This is a genomic window from Rhodoferax sp. (genome assembly GCF_039922535.1).
GTDB lineage: Bacteria > Pseudomonadota > Gammaproteobacteria > Burkholderiales > Burkholderiaceae_C > Rhodoferax_B.
Genome location: NZ_JBDTEM010000295.1, coordinates 1 through 13,654, shown reverse-complemented (window position 1 = coordinate 13,654; position 13,654 = coordinate 1). Strand labels below are relative to the sequence as shown.

Genomic DNA, 13,654 nt, shown 5'->3' with positions numbered 1-13,654 from the left:
GCCAGTGCCAACGAGGTCAGCAGTTGTTCGGGCGACGAGCCCAGCGCCGGTATCAGCACCAGTAAGGGCACCACTGCCAGATCCTGGAACAGCAACACCCCCATGACGCGTTTGCCGTGCTCGGACTCCATCTCCAGCCGCTCGGCCATCAGCTTGACCACAATGGCGGTGCTGCTCATGGCCAGTGCACCGGACAGCGCCAGGGCCGTCTGCCACTCCATGTTCCAGAGCGTGGGTGCAGCAATCGCAAAAGCCAGCGACGCAAACGTGGCCAACAGCATGGTGCCCGTCACCTGGAACAGGCCCAGCCCAAACACATGCTGGCGCATGGCCCGTAGCTTGGGTAGGTTGAATTCCAGCCCGATCACGAACATCAAAAACACCACCCCAAATTCGCCCAGGTGCTTGATCCCCTCGGAGTTCTGTGCGAGTGCCAGTGCATTGGGCCCAATCACCACGCCCACCACCAGATAACCCAGCATGGGTGGCAGCTTCAGTGAACGGAACGTGACCACCCCTAGCACAGCGGCCAACAGGTACATCAGGGTCAATTCGAGTCCGGTCATGAGCCTATGCTAACAAGCGTAAACACATAGCCACGCAAACAAGGTGCCAGGTGCTCGTCGATAGAATCGCACCATGACATCCGCATTGCCGCCCGCCCTTCCTTTTGACGCTGCCCGGGCCCTGCGCCAAGCGTGCGAGACCTTCGATATCGAAGCCGCAGCCATTGCGGGTCTGAAAAACCGCTTGACCGATGCCTTCGCACGCTCCGTGCACATGGTGCTGAATGTGCGTGGTCGCGTGGTCGTAATGGGCATGGGTAAAAGTGGCCATGTGGGCCGCAAAATCGCTGCCACTTTGGCATCCACCGGCACCCCCGCCATGTTTGTGCACCCCGGCGAAGCCAGCCATGGCGACCTGGGCATGATCGAGCCCCGCGACATTGTGCTGGCCATCTCCAACAGCGGTGAGTCTTCTGAGATCACCATCTTGCTGCCTGCGCTCAAGCGCCAGGGTGTGCCCTTGATTGCCATTACCGGCGGCCTGCAATCCACTCTGGCCCGCCATGCCACCGAAGTGCTAGACGGTGGGGTTGACCAAGAAGCTTGCCCACTGAACCTGGCCCCCACGGCCAGCACCACTGCGCAATTGGCACTGGGCGACGCGCTGGCCGTGGCCCTGCTGGATGCGCGCGGCTTCCAGCCCGAGGACTTTGCCCGTTCGCATCCCGGTGGCGCACTGGGCCGCAAGCTGCTCACCCATGTCTGCGACGTGATGCGTTCTGGCGACGAGGTGCCACGCGTCGGCCCTGACACCCTGTTTGGCGACATGATGCGCGAGATGAGTGCCAAGGGCGGTCTGGCGGCCATCGTGGACCCACAGCAGGAGGTGCTGGGTGTGTTTACCGATGGCGACCTGCGCAGACTGATTGAAAACGGTGTAGACCTGCGGGCCGCACGGGCCCACGAAGTCATGCACCTGCACCCGCGCAGCATCCAGCCCCATGCGCTGGCGGTCGATGCCGCTGAGCTGATGGAACGCCACCGCATTACCAGCGTACTGGTGGTGGAGCCGAGCGGGGTGCTGGTAGGGGTCGTGCATATCGGTGATTTGATGCGGGCGAAGGTCATTTGATGTCCGCACCGGCACTCCATTTCCCTCCCGAGCTGCTGCTGCAAGCCCAGGATGTGCGCGTTGCTTTTTTCGATGTGGACGGGGTGCTGACCGACGGGGGTCTGTATTTTTCCGAAGCGGGCGAAACCCTCAAACGCTTTAACACCTTAGACGGCCACGGACTCAAGCTGTTGCAAAAAGCCGGTATTACCCCCGCCGTCATTACCGGCCGCGATTCCCAGCCTCTGCGCGTGCGTTTGCAAGCCCTTGGTATCGCCCATTCGGTTTTTGGCACCGAAGATAAGCGCCCAGCTGCCGAAAAAATCCTGGCCGAGCTCGGGCTGGACTGGTCCCAGGCTGCAGCCATTGGGGACGACTGGCCTGATCTGCCGGTGATGCGCCGTTGTGCTCTGGCTTGCGCCCCTGCCAACGCCCAGGCCGAAGTGCTGGCGGCGGCCCACTATGTCACGCAGCGCTCTGGCGGCCACGGTGCGGCCCGCGAATTCTGTGACCTGCTGCTGGTTGCCAGCGGCCGCTACGCCACGCTGCTGCAAGCGTACCTGACGTGAAGGCGATGCTGCAATCGGCGTGGAACCGCCTTTCGATCTATCTGCCTATCCTGCTGATGGGGGTGCTCGCTCTAGGCAGCTACTGGCTGGTGCGCAACACGCCGATTTTTGCATCAGCCGATGTGGCAGCTCCGGTGACGCACGAGGCCGACTACTTCATGCGCAACTTCTCGGTGAAGAACTTCGATGCCCTGGGTCACCTGAAAAGCGAAGTCTTCGGCACCGAAGCGCACCATTTCCCGGACACCGATACGGTCGAAATCAGCCAGGTTCGCATCCGTTCGGTGAATCCACAAGGCCTGGTGACCGTATCCACGGCCGACCGGGGCCTGAGCAATGGCGATGGCTCCGAGGTGCAATTGTTTGGCAACGCGGTGGTGGTGCGCCAAGCAGTGGTCGATAAAGGCGTGGTCGTGCAGCCCAAAATGGAGTTTCGCAGCGACTTTTTGCACGCCTATCTGGAGACCGAACGGGTGCGCTCGAACAAACCCGTCACCCTGGTCCGGGGCGCAGACACCTTCACCGCCGACTCCATGGATTACAACAATCTGGACCGTCTGATGCAGCTCGACGGGCGCGTTAAAGGCATTTTGATACCCCAGCCTGCCAAATAAGGCCGCCCAAGGAAGCGCATGTCGAAACTGGTTTTCATCACAGGTGCTTCTAGCGGCCTCGGCCAGGCAATGGCCTTGCGGTTTTTCCAGGCTGGCTATCGGTTGGCTTTGGTGGCCCGCCGCGCTTTAGTGATCGAATCGTGGGCTAGCGCTCATGGAATAAGCACCGAAAGCTATCAAATATATAGTGCGGATGTGGCACTACCCGACAGCATCATCGCTGCAGGCAAGGCCTGCATTGCCAGCCAGGGCGTGCCAGATGTGGTGATTGCTTGTGCAGGCGTCAGCATGGGCATGGACACAGCCATGGTGGAGGATATGGCCGTGATGGCGAAAATTTTTGCCACCAATAACACCGGCATGGCGGCGACTTTCCATCCTTTCATATCGGCCATGGTGCAGCGGGGGAGCGGAGCCTTGGTCGGAATTGGCAGCGTGGCGGGCATCCGCGGGCTCCCCGGCCATGGCGCTTACTGTGGGAGCAAGGCCGCGGTGATTGCTTACTGTGAAAGTCTGCGCGGCGAATTGCGCCCCAGCGGGGTCAAAGTGGTGACGATTTGCCCTGGTTATATCGATACACCTCTGACGCAAAAAAATGGCTACAGCCTGCCATTTTTAATGCAACCAGAGGACTTTGCCCATAAGGCTTTTGCTGCCATAGAAGCCGGTGCCAGCTACCGGGTCATTCCGTGGCAGATGGGTATCGTGGCCAAATTAATGCGCTTATTACCCAATACCGTGTATGACAAGTTATTGGTGGGCCGTGCCCGCAAACCCCGTCAATCGACACAATCCGAAACCCTTTAAATACGATGGGCAGAAATAAAAAAGGCTCCGAAGAGCCTTTTTTAGTGGGCTGAAAACCCAATCAGCGATTTAGTAACCGCCACGGCCACCGCCGCCGCCATTACCGCCGCCACCGCCACGGGGGCCGGAGCCGTAGGGGCTGCGGAAACCACCGTCGCCGCCACCGCCACCACTGCGGCCACCACCGCCGCCGTAACCGCCGCCACCACCTTCGCTACGGCCGCCTCCGCCGCCGCCATATCCACCACCGCCACTGCGACCACCACCGCCGCCGTAACCGCCGCCGCCACCACCGCCACCGCCAGTGCGGGGGGGGCGCGCTTCCATGGGACGGGCTTCGTTGACAACGCAACTACGGCCGCCCAGGGGCTGACCATTCATGCCGTTGATAGCCGCCTGTGCTTCGGCATCGCTACCCATTTCGACAAAACCAAAGCCCTTTGAGCGACCGGTATCGCGCTCCATCATGACTTTGGCGCTGGTGACGCTACCGAACTGGCCAAAAGATTGTTCCAGATCGCTGTCGCGCACGGAGTAAGGCAGATTGCCGACGTACAGTTTGTTGCCCATCAAGGGACTCCTCAAAAACACATTAATAAAGCGATGGAATCCCGAAAACGCAATCTGAAAACTTAGGACGCGAAACCGATCGACACCGCAAACGTGTATGGAAAAGTAATCCACACTTTTATATTATGCGGCGACTTCGATGGAATTCAAATAAAAAATGCGTGGGCTTTTCCCCTTCAAATTTTGGGCAAAAAAAAAGGGCCACAAGGGCCCTTTTTCATTTTGTGGCTGGGGCACAGGCCCCAAGCAAACAAATTTTAGTAGCTGTTGCGGCCACCGCCGTAACCGCCACCACCGTTGCCGCCGCCGTAGCCGCCGCCGCCATTGCCACCACCGTAGCCACCGCCGCCGCCGCCGGAGCGGGGAGGACGGGCTTCCATCGGACGTGCTTCGTTGACAACCAGGTTACGGCCGCCCATAGCTTGACCGTTCATGCCCTTGATAGCAGCTTGTGCTTCGGCATCGCTGCCCATTTCGACAAAGCCGAAACCCTTAGAGCGGCCGGTGTCACGTTCCATCATGACCTTGGCGCTGGAGATGGAGCCGAACTGGCTGAAAGCCTGTTGCATGTCTTCATCGCGGAAAGAATAAGGCAGGTTGCCTACGTACAGTTTGTTGCCCATGAAAGGACTCCTCTAAAAAACGCAAAACGCGATGGAGTCCGATAACCGCAATCAACAAACCATTGAAGACTAAAGCAGACGCGAAACTGACCAATCACCGCAAACTCGTACTGCCACTGGGTGACAGAACTTCATGATTATGCCTGCATCTGGCCTAGAAGCCACAAAAACTTGTGATCTTGTTGCTTTACAGCCCGTTCTCTTCACCACCTTGGGCACCGTAATTGCGCCATTGCCGCATGGCATTGCGCATGGTGAGCAGCTGGCGTTCGAACTTGGGGCAGGCTTTGCAGGCCATCAGGTGCAGCTGCAATGCCACCGTGTCCGGCAGCGCAATGCGGCGGTCTTCGCGGGCCACCAGCAGAGCAGCAGCTTGTTTACAGGTACGCCGTAGCGGGATCACAAAGTCTCCTTGGTTGTGTGGTTTGCACCAAACCAGTTGATTTCCAGGCATTCGCGCAGCCTCAGGCGGGCGCGGTGCAACTGAACGTAAAGATTTGTCGGCGTTAGGCCCAATTCCTTACAAATGTCGTCGCTGGACAGCTCCAGCCACTCGCGCATCAGGAACACGCGGCCCAGCATGGCGGGGAGTTTTTCGGTGCAGGCCTCCATGATCTGGAAGAACTGGCGCGAGTTCAAATCCTGCTCGGGGTTGCCCCAGTCGGCCGGGGTCTGCGCAAAGTGGCCGTCGGCCTTGAACACCAGGTTGTCCAGCTCGTCGGCTGATTCGTTGTCGGTGTCCAGGCAGACCTCGCGGGCGTTGTGCCGGAACATATCCAGCACCTTGTGCTTGAGGATGCCGACCAGCCAGGTTTTGAGCTGCGAGCGGCTGCCGAACGACTGCGGCTTGCTCAAGGCGGCCAGCAGGGTTTCGGACACTGCGTCTTCGGCCCAGGCATCGTTGCGCAATTGCAGGCGCGCAAAACGCAGCAAATAGGTGCGGTGTTCGGCCAGTTCGTGGGTGAAATCCATGGCGGCGAGTATTACACCGCCGCGGGTGCATTGCGCCGCTTGGCCACCGCGATCGGTGGTGCCCATTTGGCGTTCTTGGGTTTTTTGCTGGTGATCAGGGTGATCTCGGCGGGCTCGAAGACTTCCAGGTTGTGGGTGATGGGGGTGGTCAGCACGTACTGGGCCTGGGTGGAGCGCAGGAAGTGGCCGACCAGCTGGATGTTGCGAACGTCCAGGTGGGCGAAGGGCTCGTCGATGAAGACAAAGCCGCCCGAAGCGGTTTCGTCGTCCTTCAGCAGCGCCACCAGCAAAATCAGCGACTTGATGACCTGCTGGCCGCCCGAGGCCTCGCCGTCGTTCAGGCCGATGCTGCCCTTGCCGTCGAAGTTGAAGTGCACCTTGAGCCCGGCCTGGGCCAGCACGGTGTCGTCGTTTTCCAGCACCGGCAGGTCGGCGTTCACCGCCACGCCGGCCAGCTCGCCGAGTTCCTGGATGTTTTTGCGGTAGCGGCGCACGGTGCTGCGCAGCACTTCGATGTAGCTTTCGCGGGCGTTGTGCACGGCGATACCGGCCTGGGCATTCTTGGCCTGGTGGTCGCCGAGGCTGTAGCCCTGCTCGCGCACCAGCACTTCCATGCGGCGAAAGCGCTCTTCTACCGTGGCATCTTTTTCCCAGGTGTCGAGCTGCAGTTCCTCGTGCACCGACTGCAGCCGCAGCCGGGCCTGGGTGTCGTTTTGGTAGGTGCGCACCAGGGCCTGTACGACGTGGGGTGCACGCCAGGCGGCGGGGATTTGGCGGCGGCGGTGGTTGGAGCTGTCGATGTTCGCCGTGTGCAGCTTGCGGGTGGCCAGCAGCTCGGCCGCCTGGCGGTCGGCCTCCTGGTGCTTCTGGCGCAGGCTCAGTTCGAGCTGGCGGTACTGGGTGTCGGTCTGCTGGTGCCGGGTTTTGGCATCGGCGTAGGCGGTGTCCAGGCTTTGCCAGTGCAGGCTGGCGGCAATGCGGGCCTGTTTGGCAGCGGGCAGGGCCTGCTTGGCGGCCGAAAACTCGTCGTTGCGGTCGGCCAGCTCCTGGGCGGCGCTGTGGCCAGCCAGGGATTTTTGGCAGTCTTTGATCTGCAAGCGGATGTCGCGCAGCTCCTGCCCCAGCGGGCCCAGCGCCGCGTCCAGGCTGCGCAGGTCGCGTTCCACCGCGTCGCGGCGGGCGATAAGTGCCGCCGCTCCAAACTGGTGGTCGCGCGGCTCGACCCACAGGGAGCGGGCCCCGCGCCCGTCGAAGCTGTAGGCCTGGGGTGTTATCCAGCTGCCGCTGGTTTTGCGGCCTGCGGCGGGACTGTCAACGCAGCGCAGGTGTTGCAGCTGCTGGAGCAGCCAGCGGGGCACTTTGGCATCGAAGCGGATGTGGGCCAGCAGCGTGTCGGCATCGGCCTGGGGGGCTGTGTCGCCGGGGGCGGTGATGTAGTGGCGGTAGCGGTCGGCGCTGGCGATGGCATCGGCTGCCGCCACGTCGTCAGCGTGCTCCAGCAGCACCATCCAGCGCGACGCGCGCAGCACGCCCTCCACGGCAGCGCGCCAGTGCTCGTCGCGCACCTCGACGACTTCGGCCAGAAAGCGGTGGCCGATTTTTTGCGCTTGCAGGCGCTGGCGCAGGCGGCGGGCATCGTCGGGAAAAGGCGGGGTGTTTTGGCCCTCTAGCGCAGATTGCGCCTGCGCAGTAAGCTCTCTTTTTTGTAGTAAAGCGCTGTGTTTGCTTTGCAGGCTGGATTCGGACGTGCGCAGGGTGTCGAGGTGCGCGGTCAGGGCCTCGGCATCGCTTTCTTTGTCCACCAGGGCCAGCAGCTCGGCTTCGCGCTTGGCCAGGGCTTCCAGCGGGCGCTCCAGGTCGCGGGTGCTGTCGCGCTGCACGGCGGCGGCATCGCGCTCTTGCAGCAACTGTGTCACCTGGGTGTCGCCTTGGTTGCGTTGCTCTAATAGCTGTAGCAATCTTGCGTTGTCTGACGAGCGCTGGGTGGTGTTTTGGCTGGCATTCTGGCGATGCCGGCGTTGGTCGCGGCTGCGCTCGGTGAGCTTCTGGCGCTGGCCGTGCCATTCCAGCACCGGCACCACTTCGGTGGCCAGGCGCTCGTGCTCTTGCACCTTGTGCTGCCAGGTCTGAAAATTGCTGACGCGGTTTTGCAGCTCGGCCAGTTGGGCCTTGCTGTGGTCCAGCTCGTGGGCGGCCTGCTCCATTTCGCGGCCCAGTTGCTGCTGGTGTTCGCGGGCGGTGTCGTAGTGGCCCAGCACTTCCTGGTCGCCAAACACGTCGAACACCAGGCGCAGCAGCTCGCGCGGGCTGAATTCACACAGGCGGTCGGTCTGGCCCTGCTCCAGCGACAGCACCTTGGCGATGGCCGGAGACAGCCCCGCGGCAGACAGCACGCGGCCCCAGGCTTCGATGCCCATCAGGCCCAGGTCTTTGTCGGGTATGTCGGTGAGCTGCTCGATGCTGACATCGCCCTCCAGCACCAGGTAGCGGCGCTGCCAGTCGCCGCCGTTGCGCTCGATGCGGCAGGCCAGCGTGACCTGGTCGCTGTACAGCAGGCGCTTGGCAAACGGGCGGCTGCTGGTTTGGCGGGTTTGGGCTTGGTTGTCGACCACGGCGCGCAGCCAGGCGATGTTGGCCCCGGCGTGGCGGGCGTAGGTTTTGAAGTCGCGCGGGGACGAGCATTTCAGGCCCAGCAGGGTGCGCAGCGCGTCCAGCAGCGTGGTTTTGCCCGAGCCGTTGGGCCCGGCGATGGTGATGATGGACGCGTCCAGCGGCAGGCTGACACGTTGGCAGTAGTCCCAGTGGACCAACTCCAGGCTTTGCAAGTGGAACATGGGTCTTTACCGTTGGTGTGCTATATAAAAAATAGCTGCTTGCGCAGGTACTACCTGAGCTGGAGGCTCTTTTTTCATAAATTTAGGATGCGCTGGCTGCATTCGCGGCTTCGGCGGCACGGGCGGCTTGCTCGCGGGCCAGTACGTCGGCCAGGGCCCCGTCGAGGATGCGCGGGGCCAGGATGTCGTAGTCCAGCAGCACATCCAGCAGCGGGCCCTCGGCGATGTCGTCCTGGCGGCGCAGGATGAAGCCGTGGCGCTCCAGCAGCTTGAGGTTGCCGTCCAGCCGGGTCTTTTTGCCCAGCTGCGGGCCGTAGTCTTCCAGCAGGGCTTTGTACGACAGCACCGGGCTCACGTCGCGCACGGCGGGCAGCGGCTTGCTGCTGGCGAACATCTCGTTTTGCGGCTCGGCCACCGGGGCGCGGCTGGTTTGGCGTTCGCGCTTGGGCAGGATGATCAGCGCCCACAGCACCACCAGCAGGGCCACGCCGTCGCGCGGCAGCTCCAGGTTGTTGTTGGCGTTGACCCCGGCCTCGCCCATGACCTGGGTCTGGGCGGCGGGCAACAGGGCCAGGCTGACGTGGTCGGCGTAGATGTTGTCCATCCAGCGCAGGCCGATGTCGGCCAGGCGCTGCGTTACTTGGGCGAACAATTCTGTGTTGACCAGGGCTTTGCGCACGCGGGCGTGGGTACGCGGCAGGCTGCGGCGGGCCAGCAGCTCGGCGACTAACAGGGCGGCTTCGTCCATTTAACTTTTCTCCTCGCGGGGGTGCAGAGTGCCTGCGCTGACCCCGGCCAGCGTGGGGTGGTCCAGCGTCAAGAAGTCGGTGCTCCACTCCACGCGCCAGGGCTGGCGGGCCAGGTCGCCAGTGGCACCGGGCAACTGCACGGCCTGGGCATCGCCCAGCAGGGGCAGGAGCTGGGCTTTGTAGGCCACGTGGGCGTATTCGGCTTCCAGGGGAATGTCACCCAGCAGGGCATCGACGGCGCGGCGGGGTGCGGGTTCGTGGGTATGCCAGGCGGCCAGCAGGTCCGACAGATCGGCCAGCGCCTGCGGCAGGGCCACGGCGCTGAGTTCGCCCACCGGCGCGGCTTGCGACAACGGCAGGGCATCGGGCAGGCCCAGCGTGGGGCGGTCGCGTTCAAATTCGGCTTCGGTCACATCGAGCAATTCGTGGGGAGACAACGCGACGAGTCCCACCGGGTGGGACAGCGCGTCTTGTAAAAGATGTTCGGGCGCGGCCAGGGTTTGCAGCCAGCGCTTCACGTCGGTGCTGGTGATGCCGGTGGTGCCCAGCGTCACGCGTTGGCGGTCCACCTGCTGCAGGGCGCGGTTGAACTGGCTGGCCATGGCCAGAAGGTGGCTTTGGGCCTGGCCCAGGGCGCGGGCGGCGCGCTCCATGGTCACGTGGCCGTGGGCGTTGCCGATGAGGGTGGCGATGGCGGTGCTGGCCTTGTCGATCAGGCGCGCGGCCCGGTCGTAGCGGGTGCGGGCCTCGCGCAGGCGGAATTCGGAGCCGCTGGCGATAGCATCTTCAAATTCGGCGTGCAGGCGGCCGAGCTGGGCTTGCAGCATTTGCACCTGGGCGGCATCCAGGGTGCCGAGCTGGTCGGCGCCCACTACCTGGCCGAGCAGGCTGGCTAAATCATCTTCACCTTGCGGGGCGGTGTTGAACACGCCCAGCACGCCCGCGAGCTGCTGCGCCAGCGGCGTGAGGCTGGTGCGGCGCTGGGTTTCGTCCCACAGCAGCAGACCGGTGTCGCGAAAGCGTTTGAATACCGTGTCCAGCGCTTCGGGGCGCACGGCGTGGAAGAGTTCGTTGATCTGGTCGCGGTGCAGGTTGGCTTCGCTCTGGCCCAGCAGGCCCATGAAGACGAACAGCCGCAGCCGCACCAGCCCGGCCGGGCCGTGGAACAGGCCGCGCAGCGCATCCACCAGGCCGCCGTGCTGGTCGATGCGCCAGGCAAGGACGGATTCGCTGGCGGACTCGGGATCGCGAAAGTAATCCGACAGCGTGGTGTCACTGTCGGGTGGAATCAAGTCTTCCATGGTCAGAACTGGAGCTGGGCGAGTGCCGCCAGCGGCGCGGTTTCCGACCGCAGCACGCGGTTGGCCAGGGTGACCGGGCGGTAGCCGCGGGCGATGGCTGCGTCTTCTTCCGCTGCGCCCAGGCCGCCCTCGGGGCCGCTGAGAAAATAGAGTGGGCCGCTGGCGGGCACGGCGTTCAGCAGGGGCTGGCTGCCGGTACGCAGCGACAGCAGCAAGCCAGGTTCGGCACCGGCGACCCAGTCGTTAAAGCTGCGGATGGCGTGCACCTCGGGCACGCGGTTGCGGCCCGATTGTTCGCAGGCGGCCACGCCCACCGCGTGCCAGTGGGCGCGCTTTTTGTCGGCACGCTCGCCGTTCAGGCGCAGCACGCTGCGCTCGGTCACCAGCGGCTGGATGCTGACCACCCCCAGTTCGGCGGCTTTTTCGACCAGCCAGTCCATGCGGTCGTTGGCGGGCATGCCCAGCACCAGGTGCACGGCGCGCGCGGCTTCGCGTTCCACCGGGTCGTGCGTGGCGACTACCACGGCCACGTCGCTGCGGCCCATGCGCTCAATAGTGGCTTCAAATTCGCCGCCCTTGCCGTTGAACAGGGTGATGGTCTGGCCGGGCTGCATGCGCAGCACCTGCACGTGGCGGGCGGGCCCGGCGGGCAGGTCCAGCGTGCTGCCGAGGGCCAGCGGGGTAGGACAGTAAAAACGGGGCATACTATTGTTTTGATAGCTGTCAGCGCAGGTTCTACCTGCGCTGGAGGCCTATTTTTCTTAAAAATTACATCCGGCCGTAAGCGAAACCGGTGGCGGCGGTGGTGCCCTCGATCTGGTCCACCAGGCGCAGCAGGGGTTTCAGTTCGCGGTAGCGGCCTGCGGTGGCGCGGATGTAAGTGATGAAACGGGGTGTGTCGGCCAGGTATTTGGGTTTGCCGTCGCGCAGGGTTAGGCGGGTGAAGAGGCCTGCTACTTTCAGGTGGCGTTGCAGGCCCATCCATTCCACGCTGCGGTAGAACGCGCCAAAGTCGTCGCCCACCGGCAGCCCGGCCTTGCGGGCGCGCTCCCAGTAGCGGATGGTGATGTCCAGCACAAAGTCTTCTTCCCAGCTGTGGAACGCGTCGCGCAGCAGGCAGGCGATGTCGTAGGTGATGGGGCCGTACAACGCGTCCTGGAAGTCCAGCACGCCGAGTTTGTCACTGCCGACCATCAGGTTCCGGGGCATGAAGTCGCGGTGTACGTAGACGCTGGGCATTTCCAGGTTGTTGGCCACGATCTGGGCGAACACGCTGTCCAGCGTGGCGCGCTGGGTCGCGTCCAGGGTGATACCGCGGTGCTGGGCGATGTACCAGTCGGGGAACAGGGCCAGTTCGCGCTGCAGCGTGGCTGCGTCGTAGGCGGGCAGCACGCCAGGCTGGGAGGCCAGTTGCAGGGTGACCAACGTGTCCACCGCCTGGTGGAACAAGGGCGTGGGGGCGGGCGGCGTATCACTTTGCAGCAGCTCCAGCAGGGTTTGCGTGCCCAGGTCGGTCAGCAGCATGAAGCCTTGCGTCTCGTCCCAGGCCAGCACTTCGGGCACGCGCAGCCCGGCCTGGGCCAGCAGGGCCGCGTTGCGGGCGAAGGCGGCGCAGTTTTCTTTGTCGGGCGGCGCATCCATCACGATGCAACTGCCGGTGTCCGTTGCAAGCCGGAAATAGCGGCGGAAACCCGCGTCGGCGGCGGCCAGGTGCAGGCTGTGGACCTGCAGCCGGTGCGGCGCGGCGAGTGCGTGAAGCCAGGTGTGGAAGGCCGCCGCACGCGAGGCATTGGCCCAGACGATAGGGGCGGAGGGGGAAGAAGTTGCCGTCGATGGCGGGGGGGAGGTAGGGCTCATGGATAATCCATTCTACAAATCCGGCTTATCTGTGAACTGGACCCCTTGCCTGCCGCTGTGAAACCTGCCTCTGTTCGACCCACCACCTTCCAAAGATGCCTGCCCTGATGCCAGTAACCCAGCGCAGGTCCCGCCGCCGCTTTGCGCTCACGCCCGTGGCTTTTGTCGCCATGGCCTTGTTGCCGCTGGCTTTGCACGCCGTTCACGCCGAAGAGGCCGACACGCCGCTGGTGCTCAAGCCCAGCGCCCTGCTGCAAGAGCAGATTCCGCTGGCCATGCGCGAGCAGATGCCGACCTTTTTTTCCGGTGACCACACCTTGGGCCGCCCGGACCTGGACACCGTGATCGACGGCCACGCCATGATGCGCAAGGGCGACATGGTGCTGCAGGCCGACCGCGTGGAGTACTACCAGCCAGACGATCTGGTCAAGGCGCGGGGCAATGTGCACATCAACCGGGCCGGCAATATCTACGAAGGCCCGGCGCTGGAGCTCAAAGTGGATGCCTTCGAGGGTTTCTTTAACGAGCCGCGCTACCAGTTTCTGAAAAACGGGGCCTTTGGCCAGGCCGACCGGGCCGATTTCATCGACGACAGCCGCGTGGTGTTGCACAACGCCACCTACAGCACCTGCCGCCGCGAACCCGGCCCAAGCTGGCTGCCCGCCTGGATGCTGCGCGCCACCACCATCAGCATCGATACCGAAGAAGAAGTCGGCACGGCCGAGGGCGCGGTGCTGCGCTTCCAGGATGTGCCTATTTTGGCCTTCCCGACCATGGACTTCCCGCTGTCCGACAAGCGCAAATCCGGCTATTTGCCGCCCACCATCGGGCTGGACAACATCAACGGCGTGGAGCTGACGGTTCCCTATTACTGGAACATCGCACCCAACCGGGATGCCACCTTCTTCCCCACCGTGATGAGCAAGCGTGGCGTGGACCTGGCGGGCGAGTTCCGCTACCTGGAGCCCGAGTACAAGGGCACGCTGCGGGCCGACTACATGCCCAACGACACCCTGCGCGACCGCTCCCGCTGGGGCTATGCGCTGACGCATTCGGGCACCCTGCAGACCGGGATATCCGGCATCGGCGGGCTGGGCCTGAATCTGAATTTGAACCGCGTCAGCGACGACAACTACTGGAG

At 63.5% G+C, this 13,654-nt stretch carries 15 protein-coding genes; 5 read left to right on the top strand and 10 right to left on the bottom strand.

Annotated elements, in window-relative coordinates:
• A partial coding sequence (locus ABI213_RS14020) for a cation:proton antiporter (protein ID WP_348027566.1) occupies window positions 1-566 on the bottom strand: 566 nt, incomplete at its 3' end.
• 73 nt (window positions 567-639) lie between these two features.
• Here ABI213_RS14020 and ABI213_RS14015 point away from each other — a divergent pair.
• From ABI213_RS14015 to ABI213_RS14000, 4 genes are read left to right on the top strand one after another with little or no spacing between them, the layout of a single operon-like run.
• Window positions 640-1,638: a KpsF/GutQ family sugar-phosphate isomerase gene (locus ABI213_RS14015; RefSeq protein ID WP_348008421.1), complete on the top strand. Its 999-nt coding sequence runs from the start codon at window positions 640-642 to the stop codon at window positions 1,636-1,638.
• Complete coding sequence (locus ABI213_RS14010) at window positions 1,638-2,186, top strand: HAD family hydrolase (RefSeq protein WP_348008420.1); 549 nt, start codon at window positions 1,638-1,640, stop codon at window positions 2,184-2,186. The genes ABI213_RS14015 and ABI213_RS14010 overlap by 1 nt, the downstream gene beginning before the upstream one ends.
• Window positions 2,183-2,800: an LPS export ABC transporter periplasmic protein LptC gene (lptC, locus tag ABI213_RS14005; protein WP_348008419.1), complete on the top strand. Its 618-nt coding sequence runs from the start codon at window positions 2,183-2,185 to the stop codon at window positions 2,798-2,800. Before ABI213_RS14010 ends, lptC begins: the two co-directional genes overlap by 4 nt.
• An 18-nt stretch (window positions 2,801-2,818) precedes the next feature.
• Window positions 2,819-3,607: an SDR family oxidoreductase gene (locus ABI213_RS14000; RefSeq protein ID WP_348008418.1), complete on the top strand. Its 789-nt coding sequence runs from the start codon at window positions 2,819-2,821 to the stop codon at window positions 3,605-3,607.
• 69 nt (window positions 3,608-3,676) lie between these two features.
• Here ABI213_RS14000 and ABI213_RS13995 read toward each other — a convergent pair whose 3' ends face one another.
• The 9 genes from ABI213_RS13995 to ABI213_RS13955 all read right to left on the bottom strand — a co-directional run bounded on the left by ABI213_RS13995 (window position 3,677) and on the right by ABI213_RS13955 (window position 12,513).
• On the bottom strand, window positions 3,677-4,177 hold the full coding sequence (locus ABI213_RS13995) for an RNA-binding protein (RefSeq protein ID WP_348027565.1): 501 nt from the start codon (window positions 4,175-4,177) through the stop codon (window positions 3,677-3,679).
• 257 nt (window positions 4,178-4,434) lie between these two features.
• Window positions 4,435-4,800 (bottom strand): RNA-binding protein, encoded by a 366-nt coding sequence (locus ABI213_RS13990; RefSeq protein ID WP_092757204.1) that lies wholly within the window; start codon window positions 4,798-4,800, stop codon window positions 4,435-4,437.
• A 187-nt stretch (window positions 4,801-4,987) separates the two neighbouring features.
• Window positions 4,988-5,203 carry a zf-HC2 domain-containing protein gene (locus tag ABI213_RS13985; RefSeq protein ID WP_348008416.1) on the bottom strand — a complete coding sequence of 72 codons (216 nt, stop codon included), beginning with the start codon at window positions 5,201-5,203 and terminating at the stop codon, window positions 4,988-4,990.
• Complete coding sequence (locus tag ABI213_RS13980; RefSeq protein ID WP_348008415.1) at window positions 5,200-5,772, bottom strand: sigma-70 family RNA polymerase sigma factor; 573 nt, start codon at window positions 5,770-5,772, stop codon at window positions 5,200-5,202. The genes ABI213_RS13985 and ABI213_RS13980 overlap by 4 nt, the downstream gene beginning before the upstream one ends.
• Window positions 5,773-5,783: 11 nt before the next feature.
• Complete coding sequence (locus ABI213_RS13975) at window positions 5,784-8,606, bottom strand: ATP-binding protein (RefSeq protein WP_348027564.1); 2,823 nt, start codon at window positions 8,604-8,606, stop codon at window positions 5,784-5,786.
• Window positions 8,607-8,688: 82 nt separating this feature from the next.
• The gene (locus tag ABI213_RS13970; RefSeq protein ID WP_348027563.1) at window positions 8,689-9,354 is read right to left on the bottom strand and encodes a hypothetical protein; all 666 of its coding nucleotides are present in this window, start codon (window positions 9,352-9,354) and stop codon (window positions 8,689-8,691) included.
• Window positions 9,355-10,656, bottom strand: coding sequence for a hypothetical protein (locus tag ABI213_RS13965; protein WP_348027561.1), 1,302 nt, complete (start codon window positions 10,654-10,656; stop codon window positions 9,355-9,357).
• Window positions 10,657-10,658: 2 nt separating this feature from the next.
• Window positions 10,659-11,360: a 16S rRNA (uracil(1498)-N(3))-methyltransferase gene (locus tag ABI213_RS13960; protein WP_348027559.1), complete on the bottom strand. Its 702-nt coding sequence runs from the start codon at window positions 11,358-11,360 to the stop codon at window positions 10,659-10,661.
• Between the two features lie 64 nt (window positions 11,361-11,424).
• Window positions 11,425-12,513 carry a phosphotransferase gene (locus ABI213_RS13955; RefSeq protein WP_348027557.1) on the bottom strand — a complete coding sequence of 363 codons (1,089 nt, stop codon included), beginning with the start codon at window positions 12,511-12,513 and terminating at the stop codon, window positions 11,425-11,427.
• Window positions 12,514-12,620: 107 nt separating this feature from the next.
• Here ABI213_RS13955 and ABI213_RS13950 point away from each other — a divergent pair.
• The coding region (locus ABI213_RS13950) for a putative LPS assembly protein LptD (protein ID WP_348027555.1) at window positions 12,621-13,654 on the top strand (1,034 nt) is incomplete at its 3' end.

Bases quoted from the DNA above. Each gene is read 5' to 3' on its own strand.
- ABI213_RS14015 (WP_348008421.1), top strand. From the start codon at position 640: ATGACATCCGCATTGCCGCCCGCCCTTCCTTTTGACGCTGCCCGGGCC.
- ABI213_RS14010 (WP_348008420.1), top strand. From the start codon at position 1,638: ATGTCCGCACCGGCACTCCATTTCCCTCCCGAGCTGCTGCTGCAAGCC.
- ABI213_RS14000 (WP_348008418.1), top strand. From the start codon at position 2,819: ATGTCGAAACTGGTTTTCATCACAGGTGCTTCTAGCGGCCTCGGCCAG.
- ABI213_RS13995 (WP_348027565.1), bottom strand. From the start codon at position 4,177: ATGGGCAACAAACTGTACGTCGGCAATCTGCCTTACTCCGTGCGCGAC.
- ABI213_RS13990 (WP_092757204.1), bottom strand. From the start codon at position 4,800: ATGGGCAACAAACTGTACGTAGGCAACCTGCCTTATTCTTTCCGCGAT.
- ABI213_RS13980 (WP_348008415.1), bottom strand. From the start codon at position 5,772: ATGGATTTCACCCACGAACTGGCCGAACACCGCACCTATTTGCTGCGT.
- ABI213_RS13975 (WP_348027564.1), bottom strand. From the start codon at position 8,606: ATGTTCCACTTGCAAAGCCTGGAGTTGGTCCACTGGGACTACTGCCAA.
- ABI213_RS13970 (WP_348027563.1), bottom strand. From the start codon at position 9,354: ATGGACGAAGCCGCCCTGTTAGTCGCCGAGCTGCTGGCCCGCCGCAGC.
- ABI213_RS13965 (WP_348027561.1), bottom strand. From the start codon at position 10,656: ATGGAAGACTTGATTCCACCCGACAGTGACACCACGCTGTCGGATTAC.
- ABI213_RS13960 (WP_348027559.1), bottom strand. From the start codon at position 11,360: ATGCCCCGTTTTTACTGTCCTACCCCGCTGGCCCTCGGCAGCACGCTG.
- ABI213_RS13955 (WP_348027557.1), bottom strand. From the start codon at position 12,513: ATGAGCCCTACCTCCCCCCCGCCATCGACGGCAACTTCTTCCCCCTCC.